We start from the raw sequence: 22855 nt of genomic DNA, 5'->3' as shown, positions 1-22855 counted from the left end.
TTAAGCGCGCCGTAATCCGCCGGGGCAATGATCCGCACCTGAAAACAGATCGGAGCGACTGATGAAGAACCTTCCCTTGCTGGCGGCGACCGCGATCGGCCTGCTCGGCATCTGTGCGGCGCAGCCGTCATACGCAGGCTCCGACCATGGCGGCCAGGTGTCGGCGGCTGCGACCGAGGATGACGACGACCAGATCACCACCACCAGCGTCGACGGCGACCACGAAGCCACCGAGAATGACGAGACCGACCATCAGGCCGACGGCGTCGAGTCGGGCTCGCATGAAGGCGACCAGGGCGACGATGAGGACGGCGATCACCAGGGCGGCGATCATGACGGCGACCACGATGGCGGCGACAGCGGCGGCCATGATGGTGGCGGTGATAGCGGCGGTCATGACGGCGGCGACAGCGGCGGCGACGACTGATTGAGCGTCAATCTCCCCGACGGAGAGACCATCGCCACTAAAGCAATTCCAGGAAAAGTGGAAACGGTCGGGCTCGGCGACTTCGCCGTAGCCGTCGGTCTGGAATTGCGGCAAAACAGAGAGATAGAGCGGTTTGCCGTTTCCATGAAACGGTAAACCGCTCTAGGAAATTCTTAGGACAATTGTGCTACTGGCGTGCCGAACCGGCTTTTTGCTTTGCTCAAGGCATGACGTCTTGGCTCGACTATCCGGCGTCCATTCCATGACGGATGGGCGCCCTCGAGGCCAGCAATGTCTGCACCTCCCACGCTGAACAGCGCCGCCCTTCTGGTCCTGCAGCAGCAACATCCGGCGCCGGCGCCCAGATCGGCCGCGGATCGTCTCATATCGAGCATCAATCGCGCTGCCGAACCCGACGGCGCCGGCTCGCCGCTAATCCAGGCGCAGGCCAAAATCTCCCGATCCATGTTCAGCGTGAACAGCCTCAACGTCACGGCGATAAAGGTCCGGCTGATGGAGCGGGCAGGCAAGGAGTTCGGCATCGACCAGGCCGACTACGAATCCGTGACGTCCTATGCTTCGGCCGTCAAGAACGCGGTCGAAGCCATGAAACGGCAGTCTCCCTCCGCGGTCGCCGAAATCGAAAGGCAGCTCGGCCTGGACCAGCTTGGCATTTCGCTCGATATGCTGGTCAACGCGATCGTCGATCCGCAAGGCGGCGACAGCGACAGGCTGGACGCCGCGCTGGCAAAACACCTGGGTGATCATGGCAAGGATGAGGCGAGTACCGCCTCGCTGCAGCCGGACGAAATCGGGCTGTATGGCGGCTGATAGCTGATCTCCTCCACAAGGGGGAAGATCAGCAGCTCCGGCGTCCGCATCAATGATGCGCGTGGCGTTCCGCGTTGCGCTTGCGGGTTGCCGCGGCCTTCTTGGCCGACGCCGACCGCGCCGCCGCCGACCTCTCACCCGACGCATTGCCGCCCATTCTGCCGCCCTTGTGCGCCGCAGGATTGCCGGTGTGCTTGCCGCGGCCGGAGCCGCCTTCCTTCTTGCCGCCGGCGTCGTCCCTGTTGACGGTCGCCCAGGCGCGCCGTTCGGCTTCCTTCTCGGACACGCCGCGGCTCTCGTAGCCTTCGGCGATGTGGTCCGCCTTGCGTTCCTGTTTGTCGGTGTATTTCGATTTGTCTCCGCGTGGCATTCTTCTTCTCCTGTTGCGCTGAGTGACGTTCAAGGGTGAAGGCCAAAATCCTAGGAGCCTTTCTTCTTGGCGACGTCGCCCAAGTCGGATCGCTCGGGATCCTTGTTGTTCTCGCCGGCTGCGTCTCGATCCTCGTCTGGATCATCCTTGGCCGGCAGGTAGCCGGGCGGGCGGTTCTCTTCCGGGCCTTCCCAGCGCGGCCACTGGTCGGACGTTCCCGGTGATCCCTTCTTCGGTGAATTGCTCATTTTTGCCTCTCTTTCCGCAGCGCGATCAGCCCTCGGCCTTCATGGTGCGCGCGATCCTCAAAAGCTCGTCACGGTCGTGCCCGTGCTCACGGATCAGCTCGCGCGCCTGCCTCGGCGAGAGGTCGCTGTTCTCGGCCAGGAAGCGCACGTCCGGATCCTCGCCGCCCTTGGTCGGCAATTGATTGGACGACGGCGAATGACTGGACAACCTGCTCGACGATGGCGAGTGACCGGCGCCCGGTCGGTTCGGAAGTTCTTTCCTGTGCATCATTTTTCTCCTTCCGCTATTGGACCAACCCTCGGGCCGGGGAGTTGTTCCGTTCGCCGGACCAGCTCCGCTTACTTGGGATGCCGCTCGCGCTTCGAGGCCGCCTTCTTGCGGCGCAGCACCTCGTCGGTTCCGACGATAGTCTTCGAGCCCCCGGTGATGGCGGTGGACACGACCGCAGGCGGATCGCTGGCCGGGAAACTATCCTCCAGGCCGGACTGAAGCTGTTCCTCCAGCGTCGCCGGAATCTCCGACCGCCCTTGCGTGCGGCGGTTGTCGATCTCCTCCAGATCATGCTTGGCATCAGGATGTTCGCGCACATTGCGCAGCGTCGAGGTGACGAGCTCGACCGCGAACTCCTTCAGCGCGTCGCCATCCGGCGCGGCGACGACGGTTTCCTCGATGAGGCGCAGAAGCGATGCCTCGAGCTTGTCCAGCTCCTTCATGCCCTGGCGGCGCTCCAGCGTCTGCGCCAGTGCATTGATCAGCAGCGGAGCGAAGATCGAATAGGCATGCATACGTGTCTCGTCGACGCGCTCGGGATGAAGTGTGCGCATGGACATGAGTGCCTCCGTTGAAACATCCTCTTGGCAGCGGCGGCCGCCGGGTGTTTTAGGAACCGGGGGGAAAGGAAGAAGTTCCAATCGCTTGGGGCGGGAGGCTTGGCGCGGCAGCGCAGCTGCGAACGAAAACCGCTGCGCGCCTTCCTGGAATTGCTGAAGAGGCGGCGCACCCGCGAAGGGATCGCGGGAACGCAGCTTCACTATCGGCTGGCCGCCCTTGCGGCCGGGTCAGGACTGGCCGCCCTTGCGGCCGGCTTCCGAGGCACGCCGGCGGTCTTCGGCGAAATTGCCGCTGCCGCCCCTGTGCTGACCAGCGCTCTGCTGGCGCATGTTGCGGTCCTCGGCCTGCTGTTGGCCGCTGCGGCGATGCTGGTCGTCGCGGTTCTTGTGGCTCTGCTGGCCGGCCCTGACATGCTGTTCGTGAGTTCCGCCTTGATTAGGCATATCTACTGCTCCATTGGTTGGGGATTGGTCTTCGGGGTGAATTCAAGGAGGTCTGACATCCTTGAGTAAGGAGAACCGATGCCCGCGATCGATGTTCCCCCGCGAAATATTTCGTGAATCCTGCACCCCAGGACGCTGGCGCGAAGTCTCGTATGCGCTGGCCGATCGGCATGGGCGTGTGCGCGGGGGCGACGGTCCGAACGGCCCCTACGACTGAAGTCCGAGTGGCCCGCGCATTGGGCCGTTGACGGCAACCAAAGCAAAAGCTTTGAGTTGGTGAGCGGTCGTCGATGGATTCTCCTCCGTCGTCGGCATTTTGGGTGCCCGCCATTTCCGCGCAAAGGCGGGCGCCCAATACCGTCGGAACCCAAAAATCATCGGACAAGGAAGCCGCTTTGCCGGTTTCGAAAGCGAGACGACGTTTGACTTTCATTTCTGCCAAGCCCCAACTCCGAGAGCCTGAAAGCCACCCCGCAAACGACAATCATCTCTCCGCTCTCGCCGACATCTCGATCCTCCAACTCATCAATGATGATGACGACGTTGCCGACATAGCCAGGCGCGCCGAGCGTCTGGGCAATGCCGTGGTGATCGTGATGGCGCTCTGCCTGATCGTCGCGCCGGCGATCTATCTCACCCTGGCCTACGCGCTTTAGGGCGTGATCCCGAACCGAAGGTCAGCGAACGCAAAAGTGGGAGCTGGCTTCCGGACACGATCATGCTCCGACAAAGAGCTAGTGGTAGAAATCTGACGCTTGGTACCCGACGGGGAATACCTCTTCTGTCCCCGAGGCGGACGCTCGCTCGCCGCAGCCGAATTCACCCCCATGACCCTTGCGGTCGCTTGGCGTTTAGGAGCGTTCGTCTGCCTTACGTCCATAAGCTGTCATCGCTAACCGGCCGGCCTGCTCTGGCAGAGCAACTCGATTGATATCGTTCGGGCAGTTACCCTTTAGACCCAGCCTCGGACACTCCAGGAATGAGGGACGTGGCGTTCACTGCTCGTTTCTCGTCAAGGCCGGCAAATATTTTCCGAAAGCGTGGGTGATTGCGGATCGGGTCGAAGTCGGGCTCGTTGCTGATCAGAGATAGCTGGAGCGGGTTGGTATGCAGCGCAAATTTTTCGAGATGGTCCAACGCTTCGTCATGATCGCCTATGACAGAAAGAGCGGCCGCGATGTTGTAGCGGCCGGCGAGATCGTCAGGATCGATGACAAGGGCGCGAGCGATCAAATTCCTCACCCTCCCGGCTTCACCCAGATACGCAAGCAAAAGCGCTGCCCGGTGGGCAGGCCCGCCATTTTCAGGATGTAGCGCCAGCATCTCTTCCGCGAGTTGGAGCGATTTGCGTGCGCATCGCTCGGCTTCCGCGAAGCGCCCGAGCCCGCGATACACTGATGCCAGGAAATACGAAGGCATGTAGTCATCGGGATGAATCTCGGCGGCGCGTTCGCTGTATACCGCCGACGCGGCAAAGTCGCCCTTGAGATAGCAAAGCCGCGCATAGAAGAAATTCGCCTCAAACGAGTTGGGATCCACGGAAAGCGCCTGTTCAAAGGCTGCAGTAGCCTCATCGGTGCGGCCGTCATGCTGAAGTGCCAGGCCAAGCGAAGCATGAGCCTCCGCAAGACCTGGATCGAGCGCAATAGCCTTGGCGCTCGTTTTCATGATTGCCTCCGGCGATACCTTCTCGGAGTGCCATACAAAAAGGGTCGCGTCGCATGCGGCTATGCCGGCATATGCGCGCCCGTAGTCCGGGTCCAATGTCGCGGCCATCGCAAACATTCGGCGCGCCGAAAGCAGGTGCGATTTGGTCCATTCCCGGAAGAGTTCTCGCCCTTTGAGATAATAAGTATAGGCCTCCACATTTGCGGTTGATGCTTTCTCTATCGCTTTCTTCTCCTCGGGGAGAAGCCTGACCTTAAGTTGTTCGACAATGGTGCGGGTGATCTCGTCTTGGATCGCGAAGATGTCGATCAAGTCCCGATCGTAGCGGTCAGCCCAGATATGCCCACCATCCGCCGCATCGATGAGCTGCCCGGTGACCCGCACGCGCTGCCCCGCCTTCCGAACGCTGCCCTCGAGCACAAATTTGACGTCGAGTTCCAGTGCCGCCTGCTGCACCCTGATTGGCTTGCCTTTGTAGGTAAAGACCGTATTGCGGGCGACGACGTAAAGGCCGGATACTTTCGACAGATCGGTGATGATGTCCTCGGTTATTCCGTCGGAGAAGTACTCCTGCTCAGGGTCACCACTCATATTATTGAATGGCAGTACTGCAATGCGCGGCCTTGCACTATCCCATCGATCCTTGGAAGAGGGAGCGCGGTCATCGGCGCCGGCGGCAGCGCCGAGCAAAATGTTATAGACGCGAACCGGCCGGTCAATATTCTTCAAAGACCGTTCGCCCATGTCTTCGAATACGAGATCAAGCCGGCTGCCAACATGGTCGCGAACGGAGCCGGAAATAGAGATGCCACCCGGCTCTGCGAATGCCTCCAGTCGAGCCGCCAGGTTGACGCCGTCGCCGAAAATATCGTCATTTTCAACAATCACATCGCCCAGATTGACACCGATGCGGAACTCGATGCGGCGACCGGGCGGCACGTCGCGGTTTCGGTCGCGCATGCCGCGCTGGATATCCACCGCGCAGGCAACTGCATTCACCACGCTTGAAAACTCGATGAGCAGGCCGTCGCCTGTCAGCTTGACGATGCGTCCATGGTGCCTCGCAACGCTGGTGTTGAATAATTCTGTCCGATGATGGTTCAAATCGGCGAGCGTGCCGGCCTCGTCCAAGCCCATGAGGCGACTGTAACCCACCACATCCGCGGCGAGAATGGCGGTTAGTCTGCGTTCCACCTGCCCTCTCCGAAGTTCGGTCGAATGGAATTTATCCTGCTGTCGAATGCAAGTCGCGCAAATCTTTTGAAGGCAAAGTCGAGGCTGCACTCAGGCTATTCTGGTGCGGTAGGCGCGGACTGCAGCTCCAACGTCGCATACAACGAGGTCTGCTTTCGGGCAGCGGCCAGGCACTCGCTTTAGCCGACTTTGGGGCAAGGCATTTACGGTTCAGCCCAGAGTTCGCCGTGTTTTCGCGACGTAGCATTAGTTCCCTATGGAAATGGCTGCTTTTCCGCTCCACCTAGCCGGAAGCTGCCAGACCGGCCTCGGCCCGTTTTCGGTCGTTCGATGATAGTCGTTGCGCTGGCCGCTTCTCGCGCACCTTGCTCGTTCCTATCGGCAACAGGCGACGGGGAGTTCCATCCTGATCGGGCCTACGACCCGGCACCAAGCGTCAGACTCTGACTGCTAGATCAGGACGGCGGTTCAACCAAACGTCATGCTGATCTGGCCGGCAGCAGAAAATCGCCGAGCATGGCGGCTGTCTCGTCGGGCAATTCCTCTGGAAAGAAATGACCGCCGGGTACCGCGCCGCCCCGCACATCGTCCGCCCACTCTCGCCACAGCGCCAGCGGGCCGCCTTCGGCCGCATACCATTCGGAGAGCGCGCCGTGCCCGCTCCAGAGCGCCAGCACCGGGCAGGCGATGCGCCGGTCGGCTGATCGATCGGCAAGGTCATGCTCGCGGTCGAGCGTCGCCGCGGCCCGGTATTCCTCGCAGATGGCATGGATATGGACCGCGTCGCACAAGGCCCCGACGTAAGCCCGCCTCACCGCGGTCGGGAACACGTCGGGCGAGGAGCCCCAGCCTCCCAGGGCGTTGTCGACGATCGCATCGGCGGCCGCCGCCATGATCTTCTCCGGCAGCGGCTCAGGCTGCGCCAGCAGCGACCATGGCCAATAGCCGAGCGCCAGCCGGGCGTCGGCCCGGTCCCAGGCATCGGCGGTGGGGATGATGTCGAGTACGGCGAGTTTCTCGACGCGGTCGGGATGGTCGAGCGCCAGCCGATAGGCGACCCGCCCGCCACGATCGTGCCCGGCAACCATGAACCGCGAAAAGCCGAGCTTCGTCATCAGCGCCGCAAGGTCGGCAGCCATGGCGCGCTTGGCGTAGGGAGCATGATCCGGACTGGACGGCGGGCAGGAGCTTCTTCCATAGCCGCGCAGGTCGGCGCAGACGACGCTGAAGCGGTCGGCGAGCTTCGGCGCCACGTCGCGCCACATCAGATGCGTTTCCGGAAAGCCATGCAGCAGAAGCAGCCCCGGTCCGCTGCCGGCCCGGCGAATGAAAATGCGCGCTTCGCCCGTGTCGACTTCGGCGACTTCAAACCCTTCGAACATGTTCTGCCTTTCCGGCAACGGAACGGCCAAGGTCACGGATGGTTGCCGAGGCCGCTGGGCGTGCTTCAACCCGGCGGACCCTTGCCGGCGCGCGACGATAGCGCATCGAGCATCGAGAGCGCCGCGCTTGGGTCGGCCGGCTTCAGCAGGCCCTGTTGCGCGGCGGCCTTCTTGAAGGCGGCGAAGGCAACCGCCGGCCGGCAGATGCCTGCCACGGCGTCGTCCACCAGCCGTGTCGCGGCGAGATAGTCCGGCGCCTCTTTGTCTTTCCATGCCCCGTTCAGCGCCTTCTGCGCGTCGGCGATCGTTGGCGAAGCGGATGGTGAGCGGCAGGAAGCGGCTCATTGCCAGTCACCATCCGAACCATTCATGCGCGCGCCAGGCGAGGCCGACGAACGGCGCTGCGGTCAGTACCGCGGCAGCCAGGATGAATAGCGGATTGTTCGTGCGAACGGGTTTCATGTTGCCACCACAAAGATTTGGATCGCCATAAACGAAGATGCCGCGGCCGGTTGCATCCCATTGGTCCGGGCAGACCCAGGGGCAGGCAACATATTGCTCGCTGGCGGATGGGCTGTGCCAGACGGGGGGCGACCGCCAGGCCGAACGAAGGCCAACCTTTTCCACCGGCGTGCGTTGTGTCTCAGGAGATGACGATGCCGACCAGCATCCGATCGAAAAACCGAGACCGCGAAGATGGCGCGACGTCGCGGTTTGGCGCCGGAACGCCAGCCCGCCCAGTCACATCACCGGCGAGATCCTGCCGATCATCGGGGGTTACTGAACCTGAGGAGGATCCAATGAAGAAAGCACTTCTTGGCCTCGCCATCGTCCTGATGTCGGGAATGACTGCCGTGGCACAGACCCAGCCGAAGAATCCGCAGATCGAGGACTGCCAGGTCAAGCCGGATGACAACGCAATGCCGAAGCAGAACGGCCAGCAGCCGAAAGCCCAGGCCGATAGTCAGTCCAACAACCTTTCCGGCAGCCTGGCACCCTGCGGCGGCGTGCTGAAGCCGCCGCCCACCGGCGACAAGAACGCAACCATCCCGCCTCCCACCGGCAGTGAAATGCCTGTGATCAAGCCGGGCGAGATCCCGCCGCAGCCGTCAAAATAGAACGCCGCATCGGCCTGGCGTGAAACTTTTCCCGCGCAGGCGAGTTGTTGCCTGCGTAGTTCCCGAATACCCGAACTGCTTCCCACAATTGCCGCCCCGGCTCTCCCATCCGGGGCGGTTTTTTACCACCGGACACGGACCCGACAAACTTTGCCTCATTGCACTGTGTCGGCGGCACCGGCGCGGAACCATCCGGCTCGCGCCGGATTGACCTTTGCGGGCCGCGTCAGCCGGACCTGGTGGCAAAGAGAACAGGGTGGTTTTTCCGGCTTCATACCCTGGCCAACGAAAAGGCAGTCGAGCTCTTGTCCCACCCGGCCCGCTCCAATTCGGGCGAGCGTGCATGGCAAGACGTCCGGCATTCGAACCTGCATCTCCCGTCCGAGATAGGCGGTGAGGAACATGCCGCGCTGGTTCCAGGAAGCCCGGGTTCTGCTGAAAGAGAGCATCACCGGTTATCTCGACGACAATGCGCTGAGTCATGGCGCGGCGATGGCCTTCTACGCCGCGACCTCGCTGGCGCCGATCCTTCTGATCGTCGTGGCGATCGCGGGTATCGTCATCGGCAACGACGCCGCTCAGCTCGCCCTTACGGCCGAGTTCGCGGGCGTGATGGGTCCGCAAAGCGCCGACCTCCTCAAGGCAGCGATCGAGACTGCCTCGCATCGCGGTTCCAGCACGCTGGCCACCGTCATCGGGCTGGTGGTGCTGCTTGTCACCGCCTCCGGCGTCTTCGGCGAGATGCAGCAGTCGCTGAATCAGATATGGAAGGTCAAGCCCAATGGTGTTTCGCTTTCGCGCCTGGTGCGGGCGAGGGCGGCGAGCCTCGGCCTCGTGGCGGCTCTTGGTTTCATGCTTCTGGTGTCGCTTGCCGCAAGCACGGCGATCTCGGCGCTGGGCGAATACATCAACCGGCGTCTGCCGTTCGGCGAACTGATCGTGAGCTCGATCAACACCGTCGTCTCCTTTGTGCTGATCGCGCTGCTCTTTGCGGCGATCTATAAGGTCCTGCCGGACCGCACGCTCAAATGGCGCGACGTCGGCGTCGGCTCAATCGTCACCGCGCTTTTGTTCACCATCGGCAAGTCGCTGATCGGCTGGTACATCGGCACCAGCGCCATCGCCACCTCCTATGGCGCTGCCGGCGCGCTGATGGTTGTGCTGCTGTGGGTCTATTACTCGGCCCAGATATTCCTCTTCGGCGCCGAGATCACCCGCGCCTATTCGGTGCGGAGCGGCAGCCAGCGGGATCTCGCGCCGGTGGTGGCGGCGAGCGGTAAAACGCCACGGTCGGACAGTCCATCCAAGCTGGGTATATCGGAGGGCGAGGTTGTCCTATGGATCCTTCTCAGCAGTCTGATCACGGTGCTGGTCTCGGGGTTCCGGCGGTGGAGGCAGGGGTGACGCTGCTCGCCGGTGACCCGAGGCTTGGCTTTTTTCGGTCCTGCCGCTCCTCCTGACGCTTTTCGATTTCGTAGGAAAGCCAGCGGCAGAACATGCCGGCGATCGACGTGGCGGCGCCGCCGAGCAGGCAGCCGGTCAGCAGCGGACTTTTCGACGCGCTCTCCCAACTGACGATCGCCAGCAAGGCCACGCTGATCGTCGAGACAATATAGCCTATGCCCTTGAGCAGATGCAGCGACGGTCTGGTCATTTGGAGAAGCCGCCCTTTCGCCATGAGGAACAAACACCCTCTACTGAAGTTCCATCTTCGCAGTGTCCCTCCAAGGTAGCTGCCGGCCGGCCGATACGTCCGGTCGAGCCTGCGCTTTGCAAAAAGGTGCAGGCCTTCGCCGCGAAGTGACAGGGCTTCCATGCATCGACCGCTTTACGTCCTTGCCGAGTTCCTTTCCCGACCATGGGGACTTTATGTGTTGCTGACAGCCGCGCTGATTTGTGTCGCTGTCGCCAGCGCCCCTCTCGGCACCTATATCGTCTCGATCTCGGCATTAGGACTCACCGGCGTCGTGCTGATCCAGAACGCGCGCGATACGGCCGCCATGCAGGCCAAGCTCAACGAGATCATCGTTGCGCTGGAGGCCGCCCGCAACGAGGTTGTCGGCCTAGAGCATAAATCGCCGGAGCGCATAAACGAGGAACTGGAGAATATCGAAACCCATGCTGCCGCGGCTGGCGTGAGCGCTTCCAGGCCCGCGTCCCGGTGAACAACCGACCGATCGCGCTGCCGTCAACCTTTGAACTTTCTCTAGGCGTCGGCCATCTGCCTTCTCCTTGCCTCGGCGCAGCGGGCGCGGAGCTCTTCGACCTCGGCTTCCGTGAGATGTTCTATGCCGATGAAATCATTCTTGGCGTGGCCGGAGCGGATCAATTCGTCGAGCTTGGCCTGCACGGCGGCTCCGTCGCGGTTCTGTGTGTTCTGGATCAGGAATACCATCAGGAAGGTGATGATCGTGGTGCCGGTGTTGACGACGAGCTGCCAGGTCTCCGAGTAGTGGAACACCGGCCCGGTTCCTCCCCAGATCAGAACTGATGCCAGGCAGAGAGCAAAGGCCCACTGCCTGCCGGTAGCGCGGGCAACGGCCTCCGCCATCCGGTTGAATGCCTTTTCCATGTGACGGTCTCAAATCGCGCCCGCCTGGGACGTGAATCCCAGGCCTCGGGAAAGGGGCAGGATTGAGGGAAGATTCCTCCCTCCACCCTAAGCCGCTTCGGCCGCTACGTTGACGGCCGATTCGGCAAGCTCGGTAAGTGCCGCGTCAGTCTCCTTTTCCTCTGCGAGCGTCTTGTCGAGAAGGTTGACAGCTTCGGCCAGGCCGAGTTCGGATGCCCAGGTCCGAAGCGTGCCGTAGCGCGAGATTTCGTAATGCTCGACCGCCTGCGCCGCCGCCAGCAGGCCGGCGTCGAGGGAAGGGGAACCCTTATACTCTTCCATGATCTCAGCGCCTTCCTCGGTGATGCCCATGATCGCGGCGCAAGTCTTGCCGACGGGTTTCTTGTCGATCACATCGAACACTTCCTCGAGCCGAGCCACATGTTCCTCGGTTTGGACGCGATGTTTTTCGAAGGCCGTCTTCAGGGCGTCGTCCTGCGCTGCCTTGGCCATCTTGGGCAGCGTCGTGAGGATCTTCTTCTCGGCGAAGTAAATGTCCTTCAGCGTGTCGTGGAAAAGTTCGTTCAGGCCTTTCTTCGAGGCTGTTTTCGTGCTCGCCATGTCTCAGATCTCCTGGTGGGGTTGGTCAGCCTCAACTCGATCCGAAACGACTTGTTCCAGAAAGAATTTTGGCCAGGAGAATCCCGGAAACGATCTTTTGTTATTGACTGCCTGTTTCGGTGCTCGGGGTGGCCGAGGCCCGCAATGGCTGCCCTCAGTACGCCATTGAAACCTTGTCGAGCCGAACGCGTTGCCTGACTTATCAAGCGGGAGGAACGTTATGATGCTGAAGACAGGGCCGGGGTGGGAGCAAGCCTATGAACCCCTCGAGTTTGCTCAGAAGCACGGCATGACTTTGAAGCAGGCCGAAATCGTCATCCATACCAATGGCCCGTCGCGGCACAGATGCGATCTCGCTGCCCCGATCTTTCTCAGGGCAATAAGGAAACTCGCGAAGGACCATAACAATCGCCTGCCGACCTGAACGACTATACCGCACAGATGCTTTCGTTTTGGCTAGCCCTTGCGCTTTCTGCTGTCGGATGTCTTGAGTGCTGGTGCCGCCGCCTCGCGCATCAGCCGCAGCGCCTCTTCTGGGGTCAGGCCGCATTTGCGGGCGAAGTAGGCCGCCTCATAGGCCTCGGCGGCGGATGTCGCCGTGACGACGGTTGGGCTGGGTGCGTTCTTCTTCTTGGCCATCGGTTCAGCGTGCCATGAATCACTTAGTCGGCTAATATGGCACCATTGTTCGGAAATCAAAATTCCTGACTTTCGATACCGCAGCCCGGTGAGGGGCTGCGGACTGATTCATCCGGACCGCGGGCGCTACCAGCCTTGGCGGCTCGCCCAGTCGTCGACGTCGCGGCGGACACGGTCCTTCGCGATGCCGTAGCGTTCCTGGATCTTGCCTTCGAGCTGGTCGCGCTTGCCCGCGATGCGGTCGAGGTCGTCGTCGGTAAGCTTGCCCCACTGTTCCTTCACCTTGCCCTTGACCTGCTTCCAGTTTCCTTCGACGCGGTTCCAATCCATGGCGCGGACCTCCTTTACTCGCACAATGAGCTAACGGCGGCGCCGGCCGCAGGTTCCTGTTTTTCGGCCGGCAGCGAAGGAACATTTAGACGCTGCTGATGTTCCTGTTTGCAGTACGGCGCGCATTCCCCACATCCCCGCGAAAGGCGCGCTGCCGGATCGGGTATCCAGAGCCCGGCCCAGCCCGCTCCGGTCGTCCCCTCCGGGGCGGGCTTCCAAATAGAGAGAGGAGATCATGCTTTACCAGGCAGCGAAGATCGCTGAAGACGTCCACCGCGGCCAGAAGGACAAGACCGGCCGTCCCTACATCGAACATGTGAGGCGCGTTGCTGACGCCGTCGAAACGCTCGACGAAAAGACCGTCGCCTACCTGCACGACGTGGTTGAGAAAGGCGAGGGCTGGACGCTCGAGCGGCTCGAGACGGCAGGCTTCGGCTTTCCAGTGGTCGCAGCGGTCGACGCGCTGACGAGGCGGCTGGACGAAGGCGAACGGGCTTTCATCTCTCGCGCCGCGGCGAACCCGCTGGCGAGGCCGGTCAAGCAAGCAGACCTCAGGGACAATTTGTGGCAGGCGCACCAGATGGGCATCGAGCCGAGGAAATATGAAACCGGACTGCGCCTGTTGGATGAGCAGGCCAACGGCTGATGGCCGGGCGTCGGTTCCAACCGCTAGCCCCGCCCGTCAGCACTTGTCGTCACGTGCAGCAGATTCGTTGGGCCGTCCGAAAGCGGCGACCGTTCTTTCAACGCCTTTTCCAGATCGTTGCGGTTATCGGCTGGACAGGGGTCGGGCAGGTCGAGCGCCGTCCGCGCCTCATCGTCGAACTCAATGGCCGCGCCATAGAGTTGTGCCACCTGCAGCACCAAACTCTCGATGTCCTCGCGGGCGATGTTCTCCTCGACGTTATCGAGCCTGACTTCTTCCGACAACCTGATGATGTTGACAATCCCGTCCGCCCACAGGGCCTGCTGGACCTTGCAATGGACGTCGTTGCGCAACCGGTCGGAAAATCCGCGTAACATTGGAACCCTCCTTTTCACGGCGGGCGTCCCTCTTTGGGTACAATGTGCCCGAAGCGAGCGGATGGCAATACACAAATCTTAAAATCATTAAATAAATCAGTAAGTTAGTATAAGGTGTCAAAGGCAGTCTCGCAGCATCGTTGGTATCGTTGGTGCCAGTCTCCCTTCACGCATCGGCCCTCCTTGACGTCTTATGCGGCCAACCCTAGTTCTACTCAAAGTGAGGCACTTACTCATTTTGTGGTGTTGAACGTCTGTGGTGGAGGCAAAAGTGGCTGAGCTTGAGCGGCCGCAGCGGCTGCAGATCATGCTGACCGACGAGGAGTTGGCGGCGCTGGAAAACTGGCGTTTCGAAAAGCGCATGCCGAGCCGTTCTGCCGCGGTGCGTGAATTGCTGCGCCGAGGTCTTGCGTCGGACGGCTTCCTGACTGCCGAGGCTGGGGTGAAGTCACAGGATTTCGGCGTGCTGGCTCCTGAAAAAGCCAACGGCGATATTCCCGACCGTTCCAAGGCCTAGGCGCTTGCCTTGACCCCCAGTCGCGCTAGCTAACGCCCATGGCGAAATCCGGGGGCAGGGAATCACAAGATGCCAGCGCAAATGCGCGGTTGGCGGCCATCGTCGACTCCTCGTTCGACGCCATTATCGGCAAAGACCTGAACAGCGTCATCACCGACTGGAACCGCGCGGCCGAACGCATGTTCGGCTACAGCGCGCAAGAAGCCATCGGCCGATCGATGCTGCTCCTCATCCCGGAGCATCTGCATGACGAAGAAGCCGACATCATCGGCCGCATCCGCAACGGCGAGGGCGTGGCGAGCTTCGACACGATGCGGAGGCGTAAGGACGGCTCACTGCTTGCCGTTTCGATAACGGTGTCGCCGATCAGGAGCCTTTCCGGCAATATTGTCGGCGCCTCCACGATCGCCCGCGACATCACCGCCGCCAAGGAAAGCGAGCGCCGCATTCGGCTCTTGATGCGCGAGGTCAACCACCGCGTGAAGAACCAGTTCGCGGTGATCCTGTCGATGGTGCGGGAAACCAACAAGCGCTCCGCCAGCCCCGGCGAGTTCGAGGAGATGATCCGCGCCCGCATCATGGCGCTGTCGCGCTCGCACGATCTTCTTGTGACTTCGGAATGGGCGGGAGCGAGCCTGTTCGACCTCATCCAGGAACATCTGAAACCGTTCGGCCATGAGGAGCGCATCTCGCTTTCCGGTCCCTTGCTGACGCTGCAGTCGAACGCCGTGCAGAATCTCGGCATGGCCTTCCACGAGCTTGGCACCAACTCGTCGAAATATGGTGCGCTGGCAGGCGAGGGCGGTCGCGTCGAGATCACTTGGACGGTCGAGACCGATCCGGAGGCGCGGCGCCGGTTTCACCTTGTCTGGCAGGAGACGTCGAATGCCGATGCCGGCAATGGCGAGCCAAATGAGGAGACGCGCAAGGGTTTTGGCACGGTGGTGCTGCAGCGTGTGGCGCCGCAAGCGCTCGGCGGCTCGTCCAGCCTCGAACGCTCGCCAGGCCAGATGAAATGGACGCTGACGGCGCCGCTGGAGGCCATCGTCGTGCCGCAGCTCGGCGTCGAGAACGAAGGCGACTTCAGCGTTTGAGAGGGGGTATTTGCCGTCTGGCATCGGGGCTACGCAACCCATGGCTGCGCAAGTCCCTCCCTTGCAGGTTCGTAAAAGTGTATTACATCAATTAACAGAGCGTGCGCGTCGCACGCGATGCAGTTGCTTTTGTCAAGCTTCATCGATGGAGGTTGTCATGGCAAGCAAACTGATGGAAGAAAGGAAGAGCAAGGACTGGGTAACCTTGGTCCTCGCTATCTGCCTGTTCATCTCACCCTGGGTCATCGGATTCACCGCGGCAATGATGCCCGCGTGGAACGCCTGGATTGTCGGCGTCCTGCTCGGTGCGCTTGCCCTGGCAACGCTTTCGGTGTTCGCTGAATGGGAGGAATGGGTAAATATGGTCCTCGGGCTTTGGCTGATCGTGTCGCCCTGGTTCCTGGGCTTCGCGGCCGACAGGAACGTAATGATCACGCATGTCGTCCTCGGCGTGCTCGTGGTCGCGGCATCGGCCTGGGCCGTCTGGGACGTCCGTCATCCACACGCCCATGCGTGAGCGGTGATTGAAAGGGAGCCCGCCGCGCAAGCGGCGAGCTCCTTTAAAAGCAATTCCAGGAAAAGTGTGCCGCGGTTTTCCGTCCGGAATTGCGCGAAAGCAAAAGAGCAATTCCAGGAAAAGTGTGCCGCGGTTTTCCGTCCGGAATTGCGCAAAAGCAAAAGAGCAATTCCAGGAAAAGTGTGCCGCGGTTTTCCGTCCGGAGTTGCCTGAGAAACATATCGGGGCATCGGGGCTGAACGGCGATTTGCGACCTCACGCAATTGCTGCAATCGGAAATTTTTTCGTGCATTCTTGGGAATGGCTCCGATGCTCCACCCCGACAGTCCCGCCAAATGCTGCTCCTATTGCGGTGGCCGCGACCATGATTTCGAAGAGTGCCCGAAGCGCAAGGCCGACGCGGAGAAGGAAGAGGCGGCGCGAGACCGGGACGGACCAACCTCTGTTGACGTGACCTCCGAAACACTACCGTAGCATTCCTTCGCGCCCCCCTCTGTCCTGCCGGACATCTCCCCCACAAGGGGGGAGATTGGCAGTTTCTCGGTCGGCGCTCTTCCTGCAATGTTGGTGATTGGCGAAAGCCGGCGTGACGTCCGATCTTCCCCAAGTGGGCTACGCTATGCACACATCTTCTGTGACTATTGATCGACCTGAGGCTTGATTGCCGCGTGGTTCCCCCAATCCGTCGCTGCTTCGCAGCGCCACCTTTCCCCCCTCCGGAGGGAAAGGAAGGGAGCGTTGCTGGACAAGCATTGACGGCAAAAACTTGGCGCCTTTCCTCTACCCCGTCGATCGGGGGAGAGGTGGCTCGGCGAAGCCGAGACGGAGTGGGGGTCGACCAGCGCTACATTAGACAATGCATGCGCCAAGCTGCCATGCACGCTATCGCCAAAGACCAGCCGCTTGGAAATGTATGCATCCCCTAGACGAAGTGGGGGAGATGTCCGGCAGGACGGAGGGGGGCGTTGTCCCGCCGTCGTCTCGATTATTCGGCACTGCGCCTACCTCAGCGCATGCCCCGCCGCGTCGGCGAACGAGATGTCGCACTTGATCTCGCGCATCGCCATCGAGGTGACGGTGCGGCGCACGCCGGGCAACCGGCTGAGCTCCTCGCGCAGCATCCTGTCCAGCGCCCTCATGTCGACGGTGACGATCTGCAACAGATAATCGGCCTCGCCGGTCGTGGCGTAGCAGCGGCGGATCAGCGGGTGTCTCTTCACCGCCGCCTCGAAGGCGTCCGAGACCTCGAAGTCGATCGACACCTGGATGAAGGCCTCGATGCCGAAGCCGATCGCCGCCGGATCGATGCGGGTGGAATAGCCGCGGATGACGCCGGCATCCTCCAGCGCCTTCACCCGTTTCCAGCACGGCGTCTTGCTCAAGCCCACCTCCTCGGCCAGTTCGCCGAAGGAGATGCGCGCGTCGCGCTCGAGGGCTGCCACGATCCTGCGGTCAAGCGCATCCAACATATATCGTTCTCCAATATCGCGAAAATTGACGGCGATCGTCCTCCGATTTTCATCATTTGGATAACAGAAAGGAACAATGTTCAAGCCGAAAGCGCTATCCTTGGCTATCTGCCGGACCATGCCGTGCGAGGAGATCAGCCATGGACAAGTCGGACTATCACGCCCGCATCGAGGCGCCCGAAATGCGCGACTACGGCGTCTATCTCAAATGCGACCAACTGCTCGCCTCCCAGAAGCCGCTCGCCGACATGGTCAACGCCGACGAGCTGCAGTTCCAGATCGTGCACCAGGTCGAGGAGCTGTGGATGAAGCTCATCGCCTACACGCTGGTCGACGTCCTCGACTATCTGGAGAAGCAGAATACCCACCGCATCGTCACCCTCATGGGCCGCGTGCACCGGCTGGTGCGCATGATGACGGCGCAGCTCGACCTCCTGGAGACGATGTCGCCCAAGGAGTACCAGCAGATCCGCCTCGAGCTCGGCAACGGCAGCGGCCAGGAGTCGCCGGGCTTCAAGCTCATCCTGCGCCTGCCGCCGGATCTCTGGCGGGCCTTCAAGCACGCCTATCTCGATAGCCACGAGCTCTCGGTTGAGGACATCTATGACGCCCATTACGACCATGGCGATGCCTACGTCGTGGCCGAGGCGCTGATCGAGTTCGACGAGCTGTTCCAGAAATTCCGCGCCAACCACCTTTATCTCATCCACCGCTCGATCGGGCTCGGCGCCAAGTCGCTGAAAGGCCGCCCGGTGGAAATCCTCGAAGGCGGCGCCCGCCACCGCTTCTTCCCCGAGCTCTGGGACATACGCTGCGACATGACCGACCGCTGGGGCGCGGCCTACGGCACCGTGCGGGACTCGATCAGCCATCCGCCGCACCGTTCTCCTTCTCCCCTTGTGGGAGAAGGTGGCCGCGAAGCGGCCGGATGAGGGGGTATTCCAGGGAACGCCGACGCCTCACTCCGCTGGAACACCCCTCATCCGTCTCGGCGCTTCGCGCCGATCCACCTTCTCCCACAAGGGGAGAAGGGGAGAAAATTTCCACCCCTTGTCGGAACCATCGCCCGTCGTCCGTCCTTGGAGCATATCGACCGCTTCAACCCGGAGGGACAAACGTGGAAACGCAATCGACCTGGCAGACAGCCGCCATTCTCATCGCCCGCCTGATCTTCGCCGCCATGTTCGCGATGGGGGCGGCGTTCAAGTTCATGGATATGGGGGCCACCGCCGGCTACATCGCCGCTGCCGGCTTCCCGTTCCCGCTGTTCCTGGCCTGGTGCGCCGCGATCCTCGAAACGCTGCTGGTGATCGCCTTCCTGACCGGCGCCTTCTTCACCCCGGCCGCGCTGATCGCCGCGATTTACGTGCTCTTCCTCGGCTTTGCCTTCCACGGCCCGTCGCACTGGGCCGGCAACCAGGCCGAGTTCGGCGCCTTCATGTCCCATTTCCCGTTCGCCGCCGGCCTGCTCTTCGCCGCAGCGCACGGCCCGGGCAGCGTGCTGGCGTTCCGTCAAGGCTGGCCGGGCAAGGCGTAGGTTTTCCCTTCTCCCCGTTCACGGGAAGAAGGTGCCCGAAGGGCGGATGAGGGGCAGCGCCGACCTTGCCTGGAAACCGCTTTCCTCGACCTCACATCTGGTCGTTGTAGGGCTCCTTCATCTGGCCGACCATGCGCGCCAGCTTGGAGAAGGACGGCATGTCCGCTTCGGGCTGGCACTGGTTGGCGAGCTCGAGCAGGCGGATCGGGAAGTTGACGGCGTCGCGGCTCGACGCCGACATGCCCTCGGACCGGTCCTCGCCGGTCTCGACCGCCTCGGCCTTGCGCAGCGCGATGTCGATCTCCTCGACGGTCAGCACACCCTTGCGCACCAGCACGTGATTGATTGCCGCGACGGCCATCAGCAGGCCCTCGAGTTGCAGATTGGCGACGTTCATGGCGCTTCCTCCCATTGACCTCGCCTCAAAAACGCGCGAGCCGCGTTTCCGATCCGGTACGATGCTTGGTGCCGCCGCGGGATCGGTCCCGACCAGCTGGCTGGGCCGTTTCGGCGTGACAGCGAGGACCGGGCGGCCCCTATTGCCTGCCTTGCAGGATGCGCACGAAGCGGCTGTTGGCGGCCGTCTGGGAATGGATGCCCTGAACGTCCCGATAGCTGAGGCGGCCGCTCGCCCAAGCATTGAAGAACCGGCTGCAGAACGCGGCTGGAGCGCGCGCGACGCTGACGTTCATGAGCCTTGCCACAGCCTGCCTGTCCTTCAGTTGTTCTGACCCCACCTGCTTGTTGCAGTCGGCGATGATGCCTCGCTTGAAGGCAGGGCTGCCCTGCATCGCCGCTTGCGCACTGTTCCATCGGCTTTCTTTGGCGCTGGTGCAGCCGGCCAGAACTGAGGCGCCGAGCAGCACCGCGCCAAAACGCATTTCGAAACGCATCCGTCCTCCTGAAATCAAATCGCGCCCGAACCGAGCAAAATTCCATGACGCGAACAAGGCGGCTCAGATGAGTTCCAAGTAAAATAGCGAGGTCACTACTCTACGACTTCTCGGTGGGCGAAGGCGCCACGAGCCGCCGGCGAGGTCTAGTTCCTCGACAGGGATTTTGGCCGGTCGGCTATGTTGCCTTGGCAGGCCGCATGCCTTGGAGATTGGCCGAGACGCCCCATCGCTTCGTCATCCTCGGGCTGACCCGAGGATCCATGCCGTGACGTTAAAGTGTTGAAAACGGTGCGGAATTCTGCACTGCCGCACTCTATGGCCGATGTCACGGCATGGTCTCCGCGACGGAGCTTCGCTCCTGCTCCGCCCTAGGATTGTTTGAGAAGGATCGGGTAGTTTGGCGGCCGGGACTGCGGCCCATCACAGCCAGCAGTCCCGGCGGCAGGCGACCGTCCCTGGGACCGGGTAGCACCCGACGTCATCAAGGTCCCTGCCGTCTTTGTCCGCCATCGCTTGGAGAGTTGATTGGCCGCCGGCTCACGCCACGCCCGCAAACAATCCGAAGCCCTTTAAGGATACCACCAGCATGGCCTTCCTGCATCACAACCGCAATTGTGCCTCGGCTTCGACATCGCCAAGGACACCATCACCGTCTGTGACGGCGCCACCACCCGCACTATCGCCAATCAGCGGCGCACGATCCGTGCCTTGCTCAAGAGCTACAAACACATCGACCTTGTCGTGTGCGAGCCGACCGGCGGCCATGAAAGCCTGCTGCTCGAGGAGTGCCTGCGCGCCGGTATCGCCTGCCATCGTGCCGACACGCTCAAGGTCAAGAGCTTCATCCGCTCCTACGGCACGCACGGCAAGAGCGACGCCATCGATGCCGGCATGCTTTGGGCCTATGGCCGTGAGCGCTGGGATAAGCTGTGCCTGTGGCAGGCTCCAGACGCTGAGGAGATCCGCCTGCGCGCCTTGGTCCGCCGCCGCCAGGAGCTCATAGCCCTCAGGGGCGCCGAGAAGAACCGCCTCAAGGCTCCCGGCGGCCGCGAGCTCGCCGCCTCCTTCAAGGCGCTGATCAAAGCCATCGACAATCAGATCAAGGCCATCGAGGCCGACATCCGCGAGCTCGTCGCCAACAGCACCACCCTCAAGCACCGGGCAGCCATCTGCACGGCCATGGACAGTCTCGGCCCGATCGTGGCGGCCAAGCTCTTGGCCACCTTGCCCGAACTGGGGTCCATGACACGCCGCAAGGCTGCAGCCCTTGCAGGGCTCGCGCCTCATCCAAACGACAGTGGCCAAAAACACGGCTACCGCAAAATCCGTGGCGGACGACCAGAGGTCAGGAGCATGCTCTACATGCCCGCCTTGCACGCCGCTGCCGGAAGGGGCGAGTTCGCACCCTTCTACAAACGCCTTCGCGCCAACGGCAAGAAGCCAATGGTGGCCATCGCCGCCGTCATGCGAAAGATCATCGTCACCCTAAACGCTAGGCTTAGAGACGCCTCGATCCTTCAGAGTTGATGACGAAGTTGGGAGGCTTCAGCCAATCCCAGGCGTTTGCGCTGATTTCGCCTAGATGACGAGATCGAGCGGTTCGGCCTTTCCGTGAAACGCTGAAACGCTTTAGGCCTCCATCAGGCGCTCGCCATATTCGCTCCAGAGCTGCTTGGCCTCGCGGCAGCCGAGCGGCGGCGTCGAGCGATCGCCGTAGGAGATGGCGACGGCGCTGAGATCGTACTGGCCGTCGGCCTCGGCGATGAAGCGGATGGCTTCGCCGAGCGGCCTCGAATGGAAAACCGGATCAGCCTGGCCCCGGCCCAGGCTGCGAACGCCCGAAATGCTTGCTGGCACATGCCGCATCCGAAAGACGGATGCCATGGCAGGTTTGTCCATGCCCGCTCTCCGCGATTCCAATGCGGGATGATTCCATAAGGTTCGGCTAATGACCAGCCTGTGCAAAGGCCGCTGCGGACGGAGCCTTCTTGGCAGGCGCGAGACGGCAAGCCCGTCTCGCGCCTGGCCCTTCCTGCCAGGGTCTGTGGAACAGCGACGAGGCGGGCGAGCCCGCCTCGCGTTTCAGCGATGCCAGCGATGGAACCAGTCAGGCTCGGGCTGCGAGCTTCTGGCGATGGCCAGCCCCATCAGCACGCCGAACAGCCCGCCGATCGCGACCGCGGTGGAAATGGTGCCTGGGTTTTGCTGCACCGTTTCGGACACGCTGTGCGCCTGGCTGCGCAATTGCTTTGCCGCGCGCGAGGCGCGGCCGGAGGCGTTGCTGTAGAGGTGCGAGGCGCGGTCGGCAGCGCTTTGATACCAGCCGTGAGCCGTCTCCTCGGCCTGATCGGAAAGCATCCGGTTGAGCCGGCTCACCTCGCGCTTCAGCTCCGCGATCTGCTTCTTCATCGCCGCCTCGGAAGTGCCCGAAGCACGTGCGCTGCGGCGCGCAGCGCCTCTGTTGCGCGCGGCGCTCGTTGTGCCCTTGCCATTGCCGCTTGTCCGACCGGCGGTGCCTATGTCGTTGTCTGCCATCGGTTTTCTCCTTTTTCTTCTTGCAACGGCCACGACGGGGCATGGTTCCCGCAAAGGCGCCGCTGCCGCAAAAAGCAAGGGCCGTGGAGCGAACCCCACGGCCCTTGCGACGAAACTTGCAACGATATCGCGGCCTTACTTACCGCAGTTCTTGTCGTTGACGGTCGGCGCGGTGGTACCGGGTGACAGGTTACTGGCATCCGGCTGAGCGCCCTGCGGACCCGCCGCGCAATTGCGGTCTGCGTTCGAGTTCATGCCATCGTCATAGGTCGGGCCACCGGTGATGCTGCCGGTCGTGCCGGGATCGACGGTATCGGGGGCAACCGTCTGGCCACTGCTATACGTGCCATTTGAGTTGCCTGAGCCCGTGCTTGAGCTCGTGCCTGAGCCCATATGGCCGGCATTTTGGGCCATCGCGGCCGTGGCAAGACCGATCGTTAGCGCCGAAGCCGCAAGGATGGTTTTCAACATGATTTTCTCCTTTTCTTGGCGAAAGGTCGTCGCGTCGCGACATGGCCCAACCGCTCGGGCCGCCCATGGTTCCGACAAAAATGCCCACCTGCGGCGACCTGTCCCGGTCAGGCATTTTCGACGGCCGGGGTTGTGGCGGGCT

Annotated in this window: 35 protein-coding genes; 15 read left to right on the top strand and 20 right to left on the bottom strand. The window is 62.2% G+C overall.

The features are described 5' to 3' along the window. Positions 1-61: 61 nt before the first annotated feature. From QAZ22_RS24190 to QAZ22_RS24180, 3 genes are all read left to right on the top strand, one after another. Positions 62-427, top strand: coding sequence for a hypothetical protein (locus QAZ22_RS24190; protein WP_278203248.1), 366 nt, complete (start codon positions 62-64; stop codon positions 425-427). Continuing rightward, the gene (locus tag QAZ22_RS24185; RefSeq protein WP_278203247.1) at positions 428-583 is read left to right on the top strand and encodes a hypothetical protein; all 156 of its coding nucleotides are present in this window, start codon (positions 428-430) and stop codon (positions 581-583) included. Between the two features lie 135 nt (positions 584-718). Continuing rightward, positions 719-1258, top strand: a complete 540-nt coding sequence (locus QAZ22_RS24180; RefSeq protein ID WP_278203246.1) for a hypothetical protein — start codon at positions 719-721, stop codon at positions 1256-1258. A 49-nt stretch (positions 1259-1307) separates the two neighbouring features. Here QAZ22_RS24180 and QAZ22_RS24175 read toward each other — a convergent pair whose 3' ends face one another. The 5 genes from QAZ22_RS24175 to QAZ22_RS24155 form a co-directional block, all read right to left on the bottom strand. Further along, complete coding sequence (locus tag QAZ22_RS24175) at positions 1308-1628, bottom strand: plasmid stabilization protein (protein WP_278203245.1); 321 nt, start codon at positions 1626-1628, stop codon at positions 1308-1310. A gap of 50 nt (positions 1629-1678) precedes the next feature. Continuing rightward, positions 1679-1876, bottom strand: a complete 198-nt coding sequence (locus QAZ22_RS24170) for a hypothetical protein (RefSeq protein ID WP_278203244.1) — start codon at positions 1874-1876, stop codon at positions 1679-1681. Between the two features lie 25 nt (positions 1877-1901). Beyond that, positions 1902-2147: a hypothetical protein gene (locus QAZ22_RS24165; protein ID WP_278208015.1), complete on the bottom strand. Its 246-nt coding sequence runs from the start codon at positions 2145-2147 to the stop codon at positions 1902-1904. A 68-nt stretch (positions 2148-2215) separates the two neighbouring features. Then, a complete protein-coding gene (locus QAZ22_RS24160) occupies positions 2216-2707 on the bottom strand; it encodes a hypothetical protein (protein ID WP_278203243.1) in 492 nt (163 codons plus the stop codon). Positions 2708-2935: 228 nt separating this feature from the next. Then, positions 2936-3037 (bottom strand): KGG domain-containing protein, encoded by a 102-nt coding sequence (locus QAZ22_RS24155; RefSeq protein WP_347566955.1) that lies wholly within the window; start codon positions 3035-3037, stop codon positions 2936-2938. 536 nt (positions 3038-3573) lie between these two features. Between QAZ22_RS24155 and QAZ22_RS24150 the strand changes: the two genes are divergently transcribed. Continuing rightward, a complete protein-coding gene (locus QAZ22_RS24150; RefSeq protein ID WP_278203242.1) occupies positions 3574-3807 on the top strand; it encodes a hypothetical protein in 234 nt (77 codons plus the stop codon). A 289-nt stretch (positions 3808-4096) separates the two neighbouring features. Here QAZ22_RS24150 and QAZ22_RS24145 read toward each other — a convergent pair whose 3' ends face one another. The 3 genes from QAZ22_RS24145 to QAZ22_RS24135 all read right to left on the bottom strand — a co-directional run bounded on the left by QAZ22_RS24145 (position 4097) and on the right by QAZ22_RS24135 (position 7679). Continuing rightward, positions 4097-6013, bottom strand: coding sequence for a tetratricopeptide repeat protein (locus QAZ22_RS24145; protein ID WP_278203241.1), 1917 nt, complete (start codon positions 6011-6013; stop codon positions 4097-4099). A gap of 479 nt (positions 6014-6492) precedes the next feature. Continuing rightward, on the bottom strand, positions 6493-7395 hold the full coding sequence (locus tag QAZ22_RS24140; RefSeq protein ID WP_278203240.1) for an alpha/beta hydrolase: 903 nt from the start codon (positions 7393-7395) through the stop codon (positions 6493-6495). A 65-nt stretch (positions 7396-7460) separates the two neighbouring features. Beyond that, the gene (locus QAZ22_RS24135) at positions 7461-7679 is read right to left on the bottom strand and encodes a DUF982 domain-containing protein (RefSeq protein ID WP_278207928.1); all 219 of its coding nucleotides are present in this window, start codon (positions 7677-7679) and stop codon (positions 7461-7463) included. A 516-nt stretch (positions 7680-8195) separates the two neighbouring features. On the opposite strand from QAZ22_RS24135, the gene QAZ22_RS24130 reads away from it, so the two are divergent. Further along, positions 8196-8513 (top strand): hypothetical protein, encoded by a 318-nt coding sequence (locus tag QAZ22_RS24130; RefSeq protein ID WP_278203239.1) that lies wholly within the window; start codon positions 8196-8198, stop codon positions 8511-8513. A 402-nt stretch (positions 8514-8915) separates the two neighbouring features. Then, positions 8916-9917, top strand: coding sequence for a YihY/virulence factor BrkB family protein (locus QAZ22_RS24125; RefSeq protein ID WP_278203238.1), 1002 nt, complete (start codon positions 8916-8918; stop codon positions 9915-9917). On the opposite strand, the gene QAZ22_RS24120 is transcribed toward QAZ22_RS24125, so the two are convergent. Then, on the bottom strand, positions 9874-10329 hold the full coding sequence (locus QAZ22_RS24120) for a hypothetical protein (protein ID WP_278203237.1): 456 nt from the start codon (positions 10327-10329) through the stop codon (positions 9874-9876). The genes QAZ22_RS24125 and QAZ22_RS24120 overlap by 44 nt on opposite strands. A 55-nt stretch (positions 10330-10384) precedes the next feature. Between QAZ22_RS24120 and QAZ22_RS24115 the strand changes: the two genes are divergently transcribed. Beyond that, positions 10385-10678 (top strand): low affinity iron permease family protein, encoded by a 294-nt coding sequence (locus QAZ22_RS24115; protein WP_347566921.1) that lies wholly within the window; start codon positions 10385-10387, stop codon positions 10676-10678. Positions 10679-10719: 41 nt separating this feature from the next. Here the strand turns inward: QAZ22_RS24115 and QAZ22_RS24110 are convergent, their stop codons facing one another. Together QAZ22_RS24110 and QAZ22_RS24105 are read right to left on the bottom strand one after the other, a co-directional pair. Then, positions 10720-11085, bottom strand: a complete 366-nt coding sequence (locus tag QAZ22_RS24110; protein ID WP_278203235.1) for a low affinity iron permease family protein — start codon at positions 11083-11085, stop codon at positions 10720-10722. A gap of 87 nt (positions 11086-11172) precedes the next feature. After that, positions 11173-11685, bottom strand: coding sequence for a ferritin-like domain-containing protein (locus QAZ22_RS24105; RefSeq protein ID WP_278203234.1), 513 nt, complete (start codon positions 11683-11685; stop codon positions 11173-11175). A 220-nt stretch (positions 11686-11905) separates the two neighbouring features. On the opposite strand from QAZ22_RS24105, the gene QAZ22_RS24100 reads away from it, so the two are divergent. Further along, on the top strand, positions 11906-12109 hold the full coding sequence (locus tag QAZ22_RS24100; protein ID WP_278203233.1) for a hypothetical protein: 204 nt from the start codon (positions 11906-11908) through the stop codon (positions 12107-12109). A 32-nt stretch (positions 12110-12141) separates the two neighbouring features. Here QAZ22_RS24100 and QAZ22_RS24095 read toward each other — a convergent pair whose 3' ends face one another. Next, a complete protein-coding gene (locus tag QAZ22_RS24095; RefSeq protein WP_278203232.1) occupies positions 12142-12324 on the bottom strand; it encodes a hypothetical protein in 183 nt (60 codons plus the stop codon). A 126-nt stretch (positions 12325-12450) separates the two neighbouring features. Further along, positions 12451-12654 carry a CsbD family protein gene (locus QAZ22_RS24090; protein WP_278075741.1) on the bottom strand — a complete coding sequence of 68 codons (204 nt, stop codon included), beginning with the start codon at positions 12652-12654 and terminating at the stop codon, positions 12451-12453. 235 nt (positions 12655-12889) lie between these two features. Here QAZ22_RS24090 and QAZ22_RS24085 point away from each other — a divergent pair, with 235 nt between their 5' ends. Further along, complete coding sequence (locus QAZ22_RS24085; RefSeq protein WP_278203231.1) at positions 12890-13300, top strand: HD domain-containing protein; 411 nt, start codon at positions 12890-12892, stop codon at positions 13298-13300. Between the two features lie 23 nt (positions 13301-13323). On the opposite strand, the gene QAZ22_RS24080 is transcribed toward QAZ22_RS24085, so the two are convergent. Continuing rightward, positions 13324-13677, bottom strand: coding sequence for a hypothetical protein (locus QAZ22_RS24080; RefSeq protein WP_278203230.1), 354 nt, complete (start codon positions 13675-13677; stop codon positions 13324-13326). 271 nt (positions 13678-13948) lie between these two features. Between QAZ22_RS24080 and QAZ22_RS24075 the strand changes: the two genes are divergently transcribed. The 3 genes from QAZ22_RS24075 (at position 13949) to QAZ22_RS24065 (ending at position 15805) form a co-directional block, all read left to right on the top strand. Further along, positions 13949-14194, top strand: a complete 246-nt coding sequence (locus QAZ22_RS24075) for a hypothetical protein (RefSeq protein ID WP_278207927.1) — start codon at positions 13949-13951, stop codon at positions 14192-14194. Between the two features lie 89 nt (positions 14195-14283). Next, entirely contained in the window at positions 14284-15288 is a 1005-nt protein-coding gene (locus tag QAZ22_RS24070) for a PAS domain S-box protein (protein ID WP_278203229.1), read from the top strand. Between the two features lie 157 nt (positions 15289-15445). Beyond that, entirely contained in the window at positions 15446-15805 is a 360-nt protein-coding gene (locus QAZ22_RS24065; protein WP_278203228.1) for an SPW repeat protein, read from the top strand. A gap of 1001 nt (positions 15806-16806) precedes the next feature. Here QAZ22_RS24065 and QAZ22_RS24060 read toward each other — a convergent pair. Further along, positions 16807-17274 (bottom strand): Lrp/AsnC family transcriptional regulator, encoded by a 468-nt coding sequence (locus QAZ22_RS24060; protein ID WP_278203227.1) that lies wholly within the window; start codon positions 17272-17274, stop codon positions 16807-16809. A 140-nt stretch (positions 17275-17414) separates the two neighbouring features. Here QAZ22_RS24060 and QAZ22_RS24055 point away from each other — a divergent pair, with 140 nt between their 5' ends. Continuing rightward, complete coding sequence (locus QAZ22_RS24055) at positions 17415-18206, top strand: tryptophan 2,3-dioxygenase family protein (RefSeq protein WP_278203226.1); 792 nt, start codon at positions 17415-17417, stop codon at positions 18204-18206. A gap of 248 nt (positions 18207-18454) precedes the next feature. Continuing rightward, positions 18455-18811 (top strand): DoxX family protein, encoded by a 357-nt coding sequence (locus QAZ22_RS24050; protein WP_278207926.1) that lies wholly within the window; start codon positions 18455-18457, stop codon positions 18809-18811. Between the two features lie 91 nt (positions 18812-18902). Here QAZ22_RS24050 and QAZ22_RS24045 read toward each other — a convergent pair whose 3' ends face one another. Beyond that, complete coding sequence (locus QAZ22_RS24045; protein ID WP_040975155.1) at positions 18903-19208, bottom strand: hypothetical protein; 306 nt, start codon at positions 19206-19208, stop codon at positions 18903-18905. Between the two features lie 139 nt (positions 19209-19347). Next, positions 19348-19704: a hypothetical protein gene (locus QAZ22_RS24040; protein ID WP_278203225.1), complete on the bottom strand. Its 357-nt coding sequence runs from the start codon at positions 19702-19704 to the stop codon at positions 19348-19350. Between the two features lie 615 nt (positions 19705-20319). Here QAZ22_RS24040 and QAZ22_RS24035 point away from each other — a divergent pair. Beyond that, positions 20320-21234: an IS110 family transposase gene (locus QAZ22_RS24035; RefSeq protein WP_278203224.1), complete on the top strand. Its 915-nt coding sequence runs from the start codon at positions 20320-20322 to the stop codon at positions 21232-21234. Between the two features lie 102 nt (positions 21235-21336). Here the strand turns inward: QAZ22_RS24035 and QAZ22_RS24030 are convergent, their stop codons facing one another. The 3 genes from QAZ22_RS24030 to QAZ22_RS24020 all read right to left on the bottom strand — a co-directional run bounded on the left by QAZ22_RS24030 (position 21337) and on the right by QAZ22_RS24020 (position 22713). Then, positions 21337-21606: a hypothetical protein gene (locus QAZ22_RS24030; protein ID WP_278203223.1), complete on the bottom strand. Its 270-nt coding sequence runs from the start codon at positions 21604-21606 to the stop codon at positions 21337-21339. A gap of 183 nt (positions 21607-21789) precedes the next feature. Beyond that, a complete protein-coding gene (locus QAZ22_RS24025) occupies positions 21790-22242 on the bottom strand; it encodes a hypothetical protein (protein ID WP_278203222.1) in 453 nt (150 codons plus the stop codon). Between the two features lie 135 nt (positions 22243-22377). Beyond that, positions 22378-22713: a hypothetical protein gene (locus QAZ22_RS24020; RefSeq protein ID WP_278203221.1), complete on the bottom strand. Its 336-nt coding sequence runs from the start codon at positions 22711-22713 to the stop codon at positions 22378-22380. Between the last annotated feature and the right edge of the window lie 142 nt (positions 22714-22855).

The sequence above is a fragment of the Mesorhizobium sp. WSM4906 genome, assembly GCF_029674625.1.
GTDB lineage: Bacteria > Pseudomonadota > Alphaproteobacteria > Rhizobiales > Rhizobiaceae > Mesorhizobium.
Note: the sequence above shows the minus strand (reverse complement) of the source record. Positions and strands in the feature narration are given on the sequence as shown.